Origin of the sequence: Flavobacterium keumense, assembly GCF_029866485.1 — a bacterium.
GTDB classification, from domain to species: Bacteria; Bacteroidota; Bacteroidia; order Flavobacteriales; family Flavobacteriaceae; genus Flavobacterium; species Flavobacterium keumense.
On record NZ_CP092332.1, the window covers coordinates 14,174 to 31,061 of the forward strand.

Consider the following 16,888-nt stretch of genomic DNA (forward strand, 5'->3'; position numbering starts at 1 on the left):
AGACGACTTTTTTATTTAATGGGCAACACAGTAGTGGTTTTCACCGCTGCAATACTAAAAAAACTATTTATCAACGAAACTTCAGGTAAAACGGATAATTTCTGTTGGTGAAAATGATGGTAACTATCCATATCGGGTAATACTACTTTGAGTAAATAATCAAAATTTCCTGAAACAAAATTACACTCTACCACTTCGGGCATATTTAGAATCGAGGCATTAAATCCTTCAGACACATCATGCGTTTGCTTTACCAAAGTAACCTGACAATATACTGTAAGATGCATTCCTAGTTTCTTTTTATTTAAAATAGAAACATACTTTTCAATAATTCCTTCTTTTTCCAAACGTTTTACTCTATCATGAACGGGTGTCAATGATAAATTAATCTTATTTGAAATATCTTTAAGCGTCAAATGAGCATCTTCTTGTAGTAAACGAAGAATTTTTTTATCAATAGCATCAATAGTCATCGTAATAGTCGAAATTAATTAAATTAAAAATGAATTAAGCGATTATTTTTCTTTTACTCTTCAAAAAATGGAACCTGAAAAGAAATAAATAATTTAAAAATACAAAATAAAAGAAATAATTACTTAATTAAACATATTATTACAATAATTTTTTCTTTATACATACATTTGTTACTGCATTTTAAATCTAACTTTAAAACTACAATTTATGATAATAGGTGTTCCAAAAGAAATTAAAAATAACGAGAACCGAGTAGCCCTAACTCCTGCAGGAGTGGCTGAATTCAAGAAACACGGACACGTAATTTATATTCAAGCTAGTGCAGGAGAAAACAGCGGTTTTAGTGATAGCGCCTATGCCAATGCTGGAGCGGTAATTTTACCCACAATTGAAGCGGTTTACGAAATAGCCGAAATGATTATTAAAGTGAAAGAGCCTATTGCATCTGAATATGCTTTGATTAGAAAAAACCAATTGGTATTTACCTATTTCCACTTCGCTTCTTCAGAAGCATTAACCAAAGCCATGATAGAACGCGATGCGATTTGTTTGGCATACGAAACTGTAGAAAAAATAGACCGCAGTCTGCCTTTACTAGTACCTATGTCGGAAGTAGCAGGAAGAATGTCGATCCAAGAAGGTGCTAAATATCTTGAAAAACCAATGCAAGGAAAAGGGATTTTATTGGGCGGTGTTCCAGGAGTTAACCCTGCTAAAGTGGTAGTTTTAGGCGGAGGAATTGTAGGAACACAAGCGGCAAAAATGGCAGCAGGTTTTGGTGCCAAGGTAACGATTATGGATGTAAGTTTAGCACGTTTGCGTTATTTATCTGATATTATGCCAGCAAATGTAACTACCCTAATGTCTAATCATTACAACATTTGTGAAGCGATTGCTGATGCCGATTTAGTCATTGGAGCCGTTTTAATTCCAGGAGCTAAAGCACCTCATCTAATTACAAAAGAGATGCTACAGTTAATGAGTCCAGGAACAGTTGTAGTTGACGTAGCGGTAGATCAAGGTGGTTGCATTGAAACCTGTACACCAACTACACACGAAAATCCAACTTTCATTATTGACGGAATTGTTCATTATTGCGTAGCCAATATGCCGGGAGCTGTGCCTTATACTTCTACTTTGGCTTTGACCAATGCTACTTTACCTTATGCGCTACAATTAGCTAACAAAGGTTGGAAAAAAGCTTGCAATGAAAACGAAGAATTGAAAAAAGGATTAAACATTGCCAATGGTAAGATTGTTTACAAAGGAGTTGCCGAAGCTTGGGGATTGCCTTTTGAAGAAGTAGCCTCAATTTTATAAATTTTATTTTCCCCACATCATAAAAAAGTCGTCTTGATAATAATACCAAGACGACTTTTACCTTTAATAACCTAATTATTCTTGAGGTTTTGTCGCATAGTAAATCGGTATCCCTGTCAGCATAATTAAAACTCCCCAGCCACAGGTTGAAAATTTAGTGATTAATAAAGACACACATATAGCAGAAGCTATTATTATATATATCAACGGAAGAATTGGATAGCCAAAAGCTTTATAAGGTCTTTCTATTTCAGGCATTTTTTTACGCAGAATAAAAATTCCACAAATTGTTAGAATATAAAATATCAAAACAATAATCATTACAAAATCTAACAAATCACCATATTTACCTGTCAAGCATAGAAGCGAAGCCCAAATACATTGTACCCATAGCGCCCATTCAGGTACACTTGCCGAATTCAAATTAGCGGCTTTTTTCAAGAACAAACCGTCTTTAGCCATGGTATAATATACCCTTGCTCCTGCCATAATCAATCCATTATTACAGGCAAATGTCGAAATCATAATCATTACAGCAATAATGATTGTACCTATATCTCCAAAAGTATATTGAGAAGCCACTACGGCTACCCTATCCGATTTGGCGGTTGCAATTTCATCAAGTGGAATTACCGCTAAGTACATTAAATTTGTTAATACATAAATAATTGTAACTATAAAAGTTCCCAGAAACAAACTCAAACCTACATTACGTTTTGGATTTTTAATTTCTCCAGCAATAAAAGTAACTCCAACCCAAGCATCGCTTGAGAACAACGATCCTACCATAGCCGCAGAAATCCCTGTCAGCAAAGCAGTTCCTCCAATAGGCAACCACGAACTTGTGTCTGTATTAAACGAACGGGTATTCCATGTATCTGACCAATTGGCATTCCAAATCTCGGCTTTAGCAGCCAATAAAAACCCAAAAATAATCAACCCAAATAACGATACAATCTTTATTATAGTCAAAACGGTTTGTAATATTTTACTATTCTTTACTCCTCGACTATTTATGTAAGTAAGTAATACAATCGTGATAATTGAAACGATTTGAGCTGCGTTTAATTTAAAAGTGCCTAACTCATATAGAATATTTTCATCGCTTAGCGAAGGAATTAAATACGCAGCGAATTTTGAAAAACCAACCCCTACAGCAGCAATTGTACCTGTTTGAATAACCGCAAAGAAACTCCAACCATACAAAAAGGCAATCAGTTTGTTATAAGCTTCTTTCAAATAGACATATTGCCCACCTGCATTTGGAAACATGGCGCTCAACTCTCCATAACTCACTGCGGCAATCATGGTGATTATTCCTGAGATTAACCAAATCAAAGTCAACCATCCCGCTGACCCTACTTGTCTAGCAATATCAGCACTTACAATGAATATTCCAGAGCCAATCATAGATCCCACTACTAGCATTGTGCCGTCTAACAATCCTAATTCTCGTTTAAAATCTCCTGGTCGATTTTCTTCCATAATTATTGGTTTTAGTTTTTGGTTGGTTAAAGATATACTTTTTTTTAAAACCGAGTTTTTCAAAGTAAAAGAAATAAACAATACCCTATTTAAAACAAAAAACTCCTCAAATGAGGAGTTTTTTGTTTTCTTATTGTTGCAACACCCTATTGATTTGGGTGAAATTTTTCTCGTAATATTTCTCTTTGGTAGAAGAAATAATAACACCACTTTGCGTTGAGGAATGAATAAATCGAATTTCTCCATCACACACTTCCACCACCATTCCTACGTGATTAATCTGACTCCCTCCTCTTGTTTTGAAGAAAATTAAATCTCCTTTTTTAGCCTCTTTAGCCTCTACTTTGGTCCCAATTGCAGCCATTTCAACGGAGGATCTTGGTAATTTAATATCCAACGAACTAAATGTAGAATACATCAAACCTGAACAATCAAATCCATTCTTCGATGTTCCACCTGCACGGTATCTCGAACCTAAATTATCGGATGCCATACGAATTAACTCGTCTGCTAATTCTTCATTGGTATTCCACTTTGCAATACTACTAGCTATCGTAAGATTTTCTTTTTTGGCAACCGCATCAGTGGTTTCTGTCGACACAAGTTGAGTTTCAACAATAGTATCTTCTTGAATGGTTTTGGCTCCAGAAATAGTCAATTTGGCACCTACGTACAAATTCTTAACAATCGTTGGATTTTGATTTTCTAATTCTGCTACCGAAATTCCGTACTTTTTAGCAATTCCGTATTTCGTCTCTTTTGGAAGCACTTCATGAGTCACCGTTTCTTGCTTCTCTTCGACTAGTTCTTTTTTAACTACTACTGTTTCTTCTTTGACTTTTTCTTTTAGCTCTATCTTTTTAGATGGTACCACCTCCACTTGTTTTAGCACTGGTGCAACGGCTGTAATTCCTTCTTTTATTGGAATCACAATTTTTTGACCCGCCTTAAGTGCTTCTTTTTCTAATATCGGATTAGCTTTATCCAAATCAGCTACCGAAATCCCATACTGTTTCGCGATTCCGAATTTTGTTTCAGATGGTACTACTTCATGGATTGTTGTTTCTGTTTGTGGAGTAACTGCTAATGGAATACCTTTTTCTTGTTTTTCTTTGAGAACTACTTCTTTTTTAGGTTCTAATTGTAGTGTTTCTTTCTTAGTAACTAAATTAGCATTAGCCTTGGTCGGAATCTTGATTTTTTGTCCTGCTTTCAAACCTGCTTCTGCTAATTCAGGATTTGCTGCATTCAATTCTTCTAAAGAAATTTCATATTGTTTTGCAATACCAAACAGAGTTTCTTTGGGTTGTACTTCGTGTAAATTTTGAACTAAAGTTGGCTTTGATTCTATTTTTGCCTTACCACTTTTTGATGTTTGGCGCGGAATCAAAATAATCGATTCTAATTTTAACGTTCTAGTACAATCTGGATTAAGTTCATAAATAGCACTTGGCTCAACTTTATATTTTTGGGCGATTGCAGTAATTGTTTCGCCTTTTTGTACGGTATGTTTTATCAGTTTTTCTTGAGAAAAAGCTGCTGATAAGTTAATAAACGATAAAATTAAAATTAGTTTGCAATACTTCATTCTGTTTTTAATTTTCGACCCGGTTTAAAAATCGCAACTATTTTGAAACGCAAAAATGGAATTATTGTCATTCCTTTATTAAAAAAACGGGAATATTTCAAGAATTACAAAGATAGTCTTTTTTAAATTTAAAAAAGTTAAAGCATTTATAAAATTAGCTCTATACCGGTACTAAAGAACCCGCAAGCTAAATCATACCGTGATTCTTAAAAAAAAGCCCCTCTGTACGAGGAGCTTTTTGAAATATAATCAAAGAAAAAATCTTATCCTACTAACAACTTATGTGAAGGTGCAAACTTAGTCAAGTTAATCCCTTCCACCGCTTGTTTGTATTCTTCAATAGATGGTGTTCTACCTAAAATTGTCGATAAAACCACTACTGGAGTTGAAGAAAGTAATGATTCTCCTTTTTTCTCAGCAGAATCTTCAACAACCCTACCTTGGAACAAACGTGTTGATGTTGCCATTACCGTATCTCCTTTTGAAGCCTTTTCTTGGTTACCCATACAAAGGTTACAACCTGGGCGCTCTAAATACAACATGTTTTCATATTCCGTACGTGCAGTCGATTTTGGCGCATTATCATCAAATTCAAAACCTGAATATTTTTGTAATACTTCCCAGTCACCCTCTGCTTTTAATTCATCAACAATATTGTATGTTGGTGGCGCTACCACTAAAGGTGCTTTAAATTCCACTTTACCTTGTTGTTTTTCAATGTTTTTAAGCATTTGCGCTAAGATTTTCATATCGCCTTTGTGGACCATACAAGAACCAATGAATCCTAAATCTACCTTTTTTGTTCCTCCGTAGAATGACAATGGTCGGATAGTATCGTGTGTATAACGCTTAGAAACATCTTTATTGTTTACATCTGGGTCAGCAATCATTGGCTCATTAATTACGTCCAAATCAACTACTACTTCTGCATAATATTTTGCATTAGCATCTGGTCGTAAAGCTGGTTTTTCACCTGATCTAATTTCAGCAATTCTCTTATTTGCCTTATCAATTAATCCTTTAAGCACTTGACGGCTATTATCCATTCCTTTATCAATCATGATTTGGATTCTGCCTTTTGCAATTTCCAAAGATTGAATCAAGGTTTCATCCTCTGAGATACAAATAGATGCTTTCGCTTTCATCTCAGCAGACCAGTCTGTAAAAGTAAAGGCTTGATCAGCTGTTAATGTTCCAATATGCACCTCGATAATTCGACCTTGGAACACATTTTCTCCTCCAAATTGATGTAACATTTGCGCTTGAGTAGCATGCACCACATCACGAAAATCCATATAATCAGGCATAGTTCCTTTGAAAGTAACTTTTACGGATTCAGGAATTGGCATAGAAGCCTCTCCTGTTGCCAAAGCTAAGGCTACCGTACCAGAATCGGCACCAAAAGCAACTCCTTTAGACATTCTCGTATGCGAATCTCCTCCGATAATAATTGCCCAATCATCAACCGTAATATCATTCAAAACTTTATGAATCACATCTGTCATGGCATGATACACTCCTTTTGGATCACGAGCAGTAATCAAACCAAAATTATTCATGAATTGCATCAATTTTGGAATATTTGCTTGTGCTTTTTTATCCCAAACCGAAGCTGTATGACAACCTGATTGATACGCTCCATCAACGATTGGCGAAATCACGGTAGCAGCCATCGACTCTAATTCTTGTGCCGTCATCAATCCTGTAGTATCTTGCGAACCCACAATATTTACTTCTACACGAACATCGGAACCCGCATGTAAAACTTTTCCTGGAGTTACTCCAACCGCATTTTTATTAAAAATTTTCTCTACTGCAGTAAGACCTTGACCTGGATTAGAAACTTCTTTTGAAGGAGCAAAAACTACTGGCGCTTGAATCCCTAATGTTTGCGCTGCAAAAGTTTGAATTTTTTTACCAAAAACGATGGCATAAGAACCACCTGCTTTGATAAATTCCATTTTTTGTGGTGTGAATGATCTTGAAATATCAATCAATTCTTGAGCACCATTGTATAATTTTTTTGTTTTTGTATTGATCGTTAAGACAGTTCCTGTTGCAACAGAATATACTTGCTCTAAAATAGGTTCGCCATTGGCATCACGAACTAACTCACCATTCGCATCTGTTTTCTTAACCCAGTTTTTTAAATCAATTCCGATACCTCCTGTTACATCAACAGTAGTCAAGAAAATAGGTGAAATTCCGTTTGTTCCACCCACAATTGGTGCTATGTTAACAAAAGGCACATACGGACTCGCTTGTTTTCCTGTCCAAAGCGCCACGTTGTTTACACCCGACATTCTTGAAGATCCTACTCCCATCGTTCCTTTTTCAGCAATTAACATCACACTTTTGTCTGGATGTTGCGCTTGAAGAGCTTGAATTTCTTCTTGTGCTTGAGGCGTAATCATACATTTTCCGTGTAATTCACGGTCTGAACGCGAGTGCGCTTGATTTCCTGGTGACAATAAATCCGTAGAAATATCTCCTTCACCAGCAATAAATGTCACCACTTTAATTTCTTCTTCAACTTCAGGTAATTTGGTAAAAAACTCAGCTTTTGCGTAGCTTTCTAATATGTCTTTTGCAACAGTATTTCCATTGGTATAAGCTTCTTTCAAACGCGCCATATCAGCATCATACAAATACACTTGGGTTTTAAGAACTGCTGCTGCGTCTTTCGCAATAGTTGCATCATTTCCTAATGCTAAATCCAATAAAACTTCAATGGATGGTCCACCTTTCATATGAGACAATAACTCCAATGCAAATGCCGGAGTAATTTCACTTACTACTTCCTGTCCAAGGATGATTTCTTTTAGGAATTTTGCCTTTTGACCTGCCGCACTAGTAGTTCCTGGCAAGGTGTTGTAAATGAAGAAATGAAGACACTCTTTTCTGTTAGAATTTTTAGCATCTTTAATTTGCGCAATAATTTCGCTTAGTAATTCAGCACTATCAATTGGTTTTGGGTGAAGCCCTTGACCTTTTCTTTCCTCTATTTCTTTAATGTATTCTTTATAAAGATTCATTTCGTTTTCAATAGCCATACTATATTGGGTATTATTTGTTTTTTATGTTTAGCAAATTTAGAAATTAAAGCCGAGATTTAAAAATAATTTAATAAATCTAGTCGTATTGCTGATTATTATTACAAAATATCAAATTAGATTTAATTTTATTATCAAAAAAATAATTTAACCTAATAGATATTAAACAATTAATAAAAAACTATCCCCTATTCAATTCAAATGAAGCGATTGAAATTAAAATAAGCTATGCAATTAGAGTAGTTTAGTAATAATCATTTCTTCTGTAATTCCTTCGGCATCAGCCTTGTAGTTTTTAATAATTCGATGACGCAAAATACCAATTGCAACCGCTTTAACATCCTCAATGTCTGGGGAGAATTTTCCGTTAAAAGCAGCATGCGCTTTGGCTGCCAAAACTAAATTTTGCGAGGCTCTTGGCCCTGCTCCCCAATCCAAATAGTTTTTTACAAAATCAGTAGTCAATGAATTGTCAGGTCGTGTTTTAGCCACCAACGCAACCGCATATTCAATCACATTATCTGCTACTGGAATGCGGCGAATTAAGTGCTGAAAATCAATAATTTCTTGAGCAGAAAATAGTGGTTCAATAACACTTTTTACATCCGAAGTCGTTTGTTTCACTACCTGAACTTCTTCTTCAAAAGTGGGATATTCTAACTTGATAGCAAACATGAATCGGTCCAATTGCGCCTCTGGCAAAGGATAGGTTCCTTCTTGCTCGATGGGATTTTGGGTTGCCAATACAAAATACGGCAAGCCCAATTGGTATTGATGTCCTGCAATGGTTACGGCACGCTCTTGCATGGCTTCTAACAAAGCGGCTTGCGTCTTTGGCGGCGTTCTATTGATTTCATCAGCCAAGATGATGTTTGAAAAAACAGGCCCTTTTATAAATTTAAATTGTCTGTTTTCATCCAAAATTTCACTTCCCAAAATATCCGACGGCATTAAATCTGGCGTGAACTGAATGCGCTTGAAATCCAATCCTAAAGCTTGTGCCAACGTATTTACCATTAAGGTTTTTGCCAAGCCTGGCACACCTACCAACAAAGCATGTCCGCCTGAAAAAATAGCCAATACAATTTGATCAATCACAGCATCTTGCCCCACAATAATTTTAGCAATTTCTTTTTTTAGCGCAGTTCGTTTTTGAACTAAGTTATGTATAGCAGCTACATCAGACATTCTCAATATAGTTTAAATTAAAAAGAGTTAGCAACATGATTTTAGTGTCATAAAGCTAACTCTTTTTGGATTTATTTTAATAATTTATTTTTTTAACCAATTATTGGTAAACGTACAATCCCTGTATTCACCTACAATTTTAATATAAGTATCTTTAATTTTTTCGTCAAACCATTTAGCAATCGCCTTGATTTGTTTTTCTTTCAAAGCCAACTCTTTGATTTTAGTATAGTCCTTTGCATAATCCGCGGTATGCTCATTGATTCTATTAGTTACTGTAACCAATTTGAATTGTTTTTTCCCTTCTTGCAACTCTTCGGGAATTGGCAATGAAATTTCATTTTCTTTCAAATTAGACACTTGCGCATACAAACTTGGATCCATTTTAGTCAACTCAAAACGAGTATCTTGTGTTTTCGGGTTGATTAAAGTTCCACCATTGGCTCTGGTTTCTTTTTCGTCAGACAAAGTTCTTGCTGCTTCTGCAAATGTGATTTCCTTGTCCACAATTCGTTTACGAATCAAAGCGATTTTTTCTTTTGCTTCTTGCAACGATTCCTCGGTCACTTTAGGAGCCAATAAAATATGACGCAACTCGATTTCTTGCCCTTTTATTTTCTCTACATAGATAATGTGATAGCCGTATTCTGTTTCAAAAGGTGCCGAGATTTCTCCTTCGGCTAAACTGAATGCTACGTCCTTAAATTCTTTTACAAAAGGTGTTTTACGATTCATTTTGTAATACCCACCACTCGCTCTTGATCCTGGGTCTTGCGAATACAACACCGCTTTGGTAGCAAAACTAGAACCTTCTTGAATTTCTTTTTTGAAACCATTCAAACGGTCAATTACTTTTTGTTTATCAGCATCCGAAATTTTAGGTTTTACCACAATTTGCGCTACTTCCATTTCGGCACCAAAAACAGGCAATTCGTCTTTTGGAATTTTCTTAAAAAAGTTACGCACCTCCTCAGGTGTAATTTGCACATCGTCAACAATTTTCTTTTGCATTTCGGATGTTAGCTTGTTTTCTTTTAGAATATCAAAAAAATAGGTTCTGAATTCTTCTTCGTTGTTTTTCTTGTAGTAACTCACCACTTTATCCATTGAACCTAACTGCTCTGTCATGTAATTCAAACGCTCGTCCATCATAGCTTTCACCTCAGAATCAGTCACTTTAACACTATCTTGCACCGCTTGGTGTGCATATAATTTGTCTTCCATTAGCTTGCCTAACATCTGACATCTTGTAATGTCTTTTACAGAACCGCCTTGACTTGCAATCTCCAAATAAGCTTTGTCAATATCCGAATCCAAAATAATGTAATCTCCAACGGTAGCGATAACACCATCTACTTTCATTTTTTTTGACGAGTCCGTTTTTGGTGCTTCTTTTGTGGGTTGGTCTTTAATCACCTCTTGGGCAGTTAAAGTCACTACAGAAAAAAGAACCAAGAATAAAGAAAGTGCTTTCTTAGTAACAAAAGAGGAAATCGATGGTAATTGAAATATCATTGTTTAATTTTTATTTTTTAGTAATCTAATACTAACTATAGAAGCCGAAATGTATTATTGCCAACAAAAATAACAATTCAATTAGAGAATGCAAGTGAACTAAGTACTATTAACAAAAAATTAGTAGGGAACCCGTTGGATGAGATTATCAAAAACGTCAATTCGAGTGTTTTTTGCGCAATATAATGTAGCAAAAAATGTATCGAGAATCGTTTTTGATTTCAAATTTTCTTGCTCTGTCATCCTGAGCAAAGCCGAAGGACGATTTTCAGTCGAAAATCACTCGGACTGACGAAAATTTTTCATCGAAAAACAATTTCACCCAACGGGTTAAGGGAAATATGAAAACTGTTTTAAAAATGGAGTTGAGAATCCTGAAAAAACTGTTATTATTTGTTTGACCTTGAGTTTAGAGCACTTCTTATGATGCTAGAAAACTTATTCAAGACAGAGCTCAAAGTCAGGAGACTTTGAGCAGCGGGGTTTTTCGGAAAGAAAAACTTGAATTTATTATAAATGCCGCCATTGCGCAAAACCGCTGTTAGTGGCAGTTTTTCTCACTTGTCTAGCTGTTTAATTAATCTGCTAACGAATGGATTGTCGGGGTTTATGGCTAAACTTTCTTTTAAATATTTTAATGCTAATTCATTCTTACCTGTTTCCATATAACCTTCCCCTAATCCTTGTAATGCCTTGGCTGATTTAGGATAAACAAACACATTCATTTCAAAGATTTGAACAGCAATTTCGGGTTTTCCATTGTCAATGTGCTTAAAACCTTCTTCTCTCATCAGAAATTCTAAAAGTTGTTCGGTGCTTTTCTTTTTAGCATATTCTTCTTTTGCTTTTTCTATACCAAACTCACTAATCGTTTTAATGATGTTATTGGAAAAATTACGGTTTTCTGCATTATCAGCAATAGGAATTTCAGGAATAAAATTAGGGTTGAAAACAATTCTTGCCATTTCAAAATTTAGGTTATTGAAATTAGGATGCGATTTATTAGATAGCATAATGAATGTAACCTTTTCATCTATAAAGCGAAGAAAGTCAGCATAAAAAATCCTATTTGTTCCATTATGCCAAACTTGTGTAGTGTTTCTATTTGTCTTTGAAACATCCCAACCATAAGCATAGTATGAATTTTCGGTTTCTTCTGGTCTTAACTTAGGATGATACAATTTTTGTTTTGCGTCATTAGATAGTATCTTTTCTGACAATAAGCACTTGTGCCATTTATAAAGGTCTTCGGTAGTTGAAAGAATACCGCCATTGCCTTTTAAGTGCCAGTAAGGTGAAACTGTGTCCCATTCTTTTTCTGTTGGTTTTCCCCAAACTTTATTATCATTTTCATACCCAACTGCAATATAATTTTTGTCATATGAAGGTCGTGTGTAACCTGTCATTTTCATTTGCGAAGGCTTCCACAAATTTTCATAGAGATAGGTTTCATAAGATTTATTAGATGTTTTTTCTATTATCATAGCCAATAAACTATATCCAATGTTCGAGTAAGAAAAATTTGTCCCGACCGGGAATAGTAATTCTGAATTAAAAACATTTTCTAAAAATTCTTTTTCACTAATTTTTTCAAAATCTCTACCGACATTACTTATAAGTCCAGATTGATGACGAAGTAAATCGTGAATTGTAATCTGCTGTTTATCTGATGGAATTTTGTCAAAGAACTTTGAAATTTTGTCATTAGTTGAAAGTTTGCCTTGCATTTCTAATTTTAGAATTGCTGCCGCAGTAAATTGTTTTGTAATAGAACCAATGTCGAAAATAGTTTTCGGTGAATTTGTGATTTGTGTTTCAGCATCACAAAAACCATATCCTTTTGCAATAACTTTTTTACCATTTATTTCTACCAATACCGATCCAGAAAAACCAACACTCTCTAATGCTGAAAGGTAGCGGTCAATCTTTTTGTTGGCTTCATTCTCTTTATTTGTCTGCCCGTAGCAAGTGCTTATATGTATAATAAGTGCTAATATTACCGTAAATATATATTTCATTTTTTTCGTGATGTTGTTGTTAAAATTGCCACTAACTCGTTTATATGCTCAGTTTTTTTTGCTTTATTGTTGAGCAAAGCAAGCTGTTTTGGTTAGCAATGCTCAACTAATGTTGTGTATTATTTTTTTTATAAATCATCAAACGGATTTATTATTTTTTGCCTATTTTGAGTATTCACTAGCGTATTCATTCCAGTCGTTTTAGTTGGAATTAAAGACAGAGATGATTGTAGTGTACAGGAAATGGGTAACAAGGTTAGGTTCATTTTGTAAGATTTGGTTTTGTAAATATATTTATTTTTTTTGAAGTAAACAAAATAGATTTTGAAAATGAAACCCTAGCCCTGATGGGAGCGGCATCCTGTGGCGGCAGGGTTTGCCGACACAGATAGAGCGTACAGCGGGAAATAGCTTCTAGAAAAACTTTTGGAATTAGTTATTTAGTGAAGTAAATAGTATTTTTGCACTCCATTATAGCAATTATGAGTTTTTTAGAAGAAATACAACGCAGGAGAACATTTGGAATTATTTCGCATCCCGATGCAGGAAAGACGACACTAACCGAGAAATTACTTCTTTTTGGAGGGGCGATTCAGGAAGCGGGTGCGGTAAAAAATAATAAAATCAAGAAGGGCGCTACGTCTGACTTTATGGAAATTGAGCGTCAAAGAGGGATTTCGGTTTCGACTTCGGTTTTGGCATTCAATTACAAAGAGAAAAAAATCAATATTCTGGACACACCCGGTCACAAGGATTTTGCCGAGGATACGTTTCGAACTTTAACCGCCGTGGATAGCGTAATTGTAGTGATTGACGTTGCCAAAGGGGTGGAGGAACAAACCGAAAAATTAGTTTCGGTATGCAGAATGCGTAACATTCCGATTATTGTTTTCATCAATAAATTAGACCGTGAGGGAAAAGACGCTTTTGACTTGATGGACGAAGTGGAGCAAAAATTGGGCTTGACGGTTACGCCTTTGAGTTTTCCAATTGGAATGGGGTATGACTTCCAAGGAATTTATAATTTATGGGAACAAAACATCAACTTGTTTAGCGGAGATAGCCGTAAAAACATTGAAGAAACAATTGCTTTTTCGGACGTCCAAAGTCCTGAATTAGAACAAATAATTGGTCAAAAACCAGCCGATAAATTGCGTGAAGAATTGGAATTAATTGACGAGGTCTATCCGAAATTCAACCAACAAGACTATTTGGACGGAAAATTACAACCTGTGTTTTTTGGTTCGGCTTTGAATAATTTTGGGGTACGCGAATTGTTGGATTGCTTTGTAGCCATTGCACCTTCGCCTCGACCTAAAGATTCAGAAACGCGTTTGGTGGATCCAAAAGAAGAAAAAATGTCGGGCTTTGTGTTCAAAATTCACGCGAATATGGATCCCAAACACCGCGACCGTTTGGCGTTTATCAAAATTGTTTCGGGAACTTTTGAACGCAACAAACCCTATTTCCACGTTCGCCAAAAAAAGAATTTAAAATTCTCTAGTCCGAATGCCTTTTTTGCTGAGAAGAAAGAGATTGTGGATGTTTCGTATCCAGGTGACATTGTAGGATTGCACGATACGGGTAACTTCAAAATTGGGGATACCTTGACCGAAGGCGAAGTGATGAGCTTTAAAGGAATTCCGAGTTTCTCGCCAGAGCATTTCCGTTACATCAATAATGCCGACCCATTAAAAGCAAAACAGCTTGACAAAGGTATCGATCAATTAATGGACGAAGGGGTAGCGCAGTTGTTTACCTTAGAAATGAACAATAGAAAAGTCATTGGAACGGTTGGAGCGCTTCAATACGAGGTAATTCAGTACCGATTGGAACATGAATACGGCGCAAAATGTTCGTATGAAAATTTCCCTGTTCACAAAGCCTGTTGGGTAAAACCAGACGATGCTAAAAGCGAAGAGTTCAAAGAATTCAAACGCATCAAACAAAAGTTTTTGGCACACGACAAATACGGACAATTGGTTTTCTTAGCCGATTCTGATTTTACCATTCAAATGACGCAAAGTAAATTCCCAACCGTGAAGTTGTTTTTCACTTCGGAGTTTGATTAATTAGAAATTAAATTCGTACTCGTTTTCCATGACTTCAACACAATTTTGAAGGTCTAGAATCAGATTGTCAATTTGCTCTTTGGTTACATTAGGCATACAAATAATATGAGAAATTGTTTCTTGTGTGGCCAATTGCCATTTGGAAATTATGGAATCGTGTACTTTTGGAAATACTACCGTAATCGCATTGGGATTTCTCCAAGCTGGAATCCCAATTGCATTCAATCGCTTTTCACAATAAGCAGCCACTTCAAGACTATTCTGGAATCGTTGTCTCAATCCTTCCACTCCCATTCGTTTCAAAGCATACCATAAAAACAACGGACTGTGACCGTTTCTTGAACCAGTTATGGTCGTATCCAACGAACCGATATACGAAACTCCTTTGGCAATTCTGTCTCGATTTGATTTTTTAGTAATAATTACCCCAGTAGGTATTGGCGAACCAATAAACTTGTGTCCGCTAATCGCTACGCTATCGGCTCCGTCTTTAAAATCAAAAGGTACTCTAGGTTCTACAAAGGCACCGTAACTTCCTGCAAGGGCGGCATCGCAATGAATATAACTATCTTGAATGGCTAAACTTTTTAGAATGGATTTGATTCTAGCCACATCATCTTTGGCTTCTTTCATCGTAGTACCATAATTAGCCAACACAATGGCGGGTTTATCCCGATTGATTCGCAAAGTGTTTTCTAAATCGGCATAATCAATTTCCCCATTTTCTTGCGAACGAATCACAATACTTGGAATGTTTAACAAATGAATGTTCTTACGAATACTGTAATGTGTCGATTCTGAATAATACACCATTCCTTTAGGATACAGCTCTCTAGCCAAATACAAACCGTACAAATTACTTTCAGAACCACCATTAGTAACATAGCCCCAATAATCATTAGGGTCAGCTCTAAACAACTTAGCAAAGAATCCAACTACTTCTCGCTCGAGTTCGTGGGTTTTTACTTTATTAATGGAATTTTCAAAGGGGTCACCCACGTTATTAATGGGGTATTTCAAAAACGGCATCATCTCTGAAAAATCAAAATCTTTAGAAACAGGATACCCTATAGAATTTTCATTGGAAAGATTAATAAACTGTTCTAACTCCGCTAAGCGTTGTTTATCAATTTCGGTAAGAAAGGTTGAATGTAATTCCATTGTTTTTTTTTGTAAATGTAGATTTATTTTCAAAATTTTCTAAATAATAAAAATAATCAATAGTATAATTCTAAAAATAGATATATTAGCAGAACTTTTATACTGAAACAAGAATTACAAATTATCAAAACAATAAAAATATTTTAAAATGGACGCCATTGACAAACGAATTCTGATGGTTTTACAAGAGGATGCCAAAGCCAACATCAAAATGATTGCTGAAAAATCAGGCTTATCGGTCTCACCTACCTTTGCAAGAATTAAGAAATTAGAACAATTGGGGTACATCAAAAAATATGTTGCTCTTTTGGACGAAGTAAAAATTGGAAAATCAATTCAGGTCTTTTGCCAAGTCACCTTATCGATTCATTCCAAGGAAGTAATTGACAATTTCAAAAAGCAAATTGCAAAATTACATGATGTTATGGGGTGTTACCATGTTTCTGGAAACTATGATTTTTTATTGAAAATTGCCGTAAAAGACATGAATGAATACCAACAATTTGCAGTAGAAAAATTGTCCGTCATTGAGGGGATTTCCAATGTACAAAGCACCTTCGTTTTAGAGGAAATCAAAAACGAAGTAGTCCACAAACTTCAATAAAACAAAAAAGGCTCCATTTCTGGAGCCTTTTTAATATTTAAGCTTGTCCCGCAGGACCAAAATTCAATGGAATTGGAGCTTGTTCAGTGTCTTTGATTTCGCCATGAGCGACTTCAAAACGATGAATATTTTCTCCAATGGCTTTCAACAATCTTTTAGCATGTTGTGGAGTCAACACAATTCTAGATTTTACTTTAGCTTTTGGAATTCCTGGCATAATGCTCACAAAATCCAATACAAATTCGGAAGAAGAATGATTGATAATCGCTAGATTGGAATAAATTCCTTCGGCTGTTTGCTCATCCAACTCAATATTGATTTGTTCTTGTTGCTCTGTCATATCAAAAAGATTAAAAAAGTAAAGAATTCAAAGAGTGTAGTGTTACACCCTTTGAATCTTTATTTTTTTG

12 protein-coding genes are annotated in these 16,888 nt (G+C 35.4%); 3 read left to right on the top strand and 9 right to left on the bottom strand.

Annotated features, from left to right (window positions below; all coding sequences use genetic code 11):
- Positions 1-11 precede the first annotated feature (11 nt).
- Positions 12-473, bottom strand: a complete 462-nt coding sequence (locus MG292_RS00075) for an Lrp/AsnC family transcriptional regulator (RefSeq protein WP_264532606.1) — start codon at positions 471-473, stop codon at positions 12-14.
- 208 nt (positions 474-681) lie between these two features.
- Here MG292_RS00075 and ald point away from each other — a divergent pair, with 208 nt between their 5' ends.
- A complete protein-coding gene (gene ald, locus MG292_RS00080; RefSeq protein ID WP_264532605.1) occupies positions 682-1,794 on the top strand; it encodes an alanine dehydrogenase in 1,113 nt (370 codons plus the stop codon).
- Positions 1,795-1,869: 75 nt separating this feature from the next.
- Here ald and MG292_RS00085 read toward each other — a convergent pair whose 3' ends face one another.
- The 6 genes from MG292_RS00085 to MG292_RS00110 all read right to left on the bottom strand — a co-directional run bounded on the left by MG292_RS00085 (position 1,870) and on the right by MG292_RS00110 (position 12,641).
- A complete protein-coding gene (locus MG292_RS00085; RefSeq protein ID WP_264532604.1) occupies positions 1,870-3,279 on the bottom strand; it encodes an APC family permease in 1,410 nt (469 codons plus the stop codon).
- A gap of 130 nt (positions 3,280-3,409) precedes the next feature.
- Positions 3,410-4,867, bottom strand: a complete 1,458-nt coding sequence (locus MG292_RS00090; protein ID WP_264532603.1) for a C40 family peptidase — start codon at positions 4,865-4,867, stop codon at positions 3,410-3,412.
- Between the two features lie 263 nt (positions 4,868-5,130).
- On the bottom strand, positions 5,131-7,902 hold the full coding sequence (locus tag MG292_RS00095) for a bifunctional aconitate hydratase 2/2-methylisocitrate dehydratase (RefSeq protein ID WP_264534583.1): 2,772 nt from the start codon (positions 7,900-7,902) through the stop codon (positions 5,131-5,133).
- A gap of 252 nt (positions 7,903-8,154) precedes the next feature.
- Positions 8,155-9,108, bottom strand: a complete 954-nt coding sequence (locus MG292_RS00100) for an AAA family ATPase (RefSeq protein ID WP_264532602.1) — start codon at positions 9,106-9,108, stop codon at positions 8,155-8,157.
- Between the two features lie 84 nt (positions 9,109-9,192).
- Positions 9,193-10,623, bottom strand: coding sequence for a peptidylprolyl isomerase (locus tag MG292_RS00105; RefSeq protein ID WP_264532601.1), 1,431 nt, complete (start codon positions 10,621-10,623; stop codon positions 9,193-9,195).
- Between the two features lie 557 nt (positions 10,624-11,180).
- Positions 11,181-12,641, bottom strand: a complete 1,461-nt coding sequence (locus MG292_RS00110) for a serine hydrolase (RefSeq protein ID WP_264532600.1) — start codon at positions 12,639-12,641, stop codon at positions 11,181-11,183.
- Between the two features lie 482 nt (positions 12,642-13,123).
- Here MG292_RS00110 and MG292_RS00115 point away from each other — a divergent pair, with 482 nt between their 5' ends.
- Entirely contained in the window at positions 13,124-14,713 is a 1,590-nt protein-coding gene (locus tag MG292_RS00115) for a peptide chain release factor 3 (protein ID WP_264532599.1), read from the top strand.
- Here the strand turns inward: MG292_RS00115 and MG292_RS00120 are convergent, their stop codons facing one another.
- Positions 14,714-15,874, bottom strand: coding sequence for a histidine decarboxylase (locus MG292_RS00120; protein ID WP_264532598.1), 1,161 nt, complete (start codon positions 15,872-15,874; stop codon positions 14,714-14,716).
- A 148-nt stretch (positions 15,875-16,022) separates the two neighbouring features.
- Between MG292_RS00120 and MG292_RS00125 the strand changes: the two genes are divergently transcribed.
- The gene (locus MG292_RS00125) at positions 16,023-16,478 is read left to right on the top strand and encodes an Lrp/AsnC family transcriptional regulator (protein ID WP_264532597.1); all 456 of its coding nucleotides are present in this window, start codon (positions 16,023-16,025) and stop codon (positions 16,476-16,478) included.
- Positions 16,479-16,515: 37 nt separating this feature from the next.
- On the opposite strand, the gene MG292_RS00130 is transcribed toward MG292_RS00125, so the two are convergent.
- Positions 16,516-16,818 carry a DUF3467 domain-containing protein gene (locus MG292_RS00130; RefSeq protein ID WP_264532596.1) on the bottom strand — a complete coding sequence of 101 codons (303 nt, stop codon included), beginning with the start codon at positions 16,816-16,818 and terminating at the stop codon, positions 16,516-16,518.
- Positions 16,819-16,888: the final 70 nt, after the last annotated feature.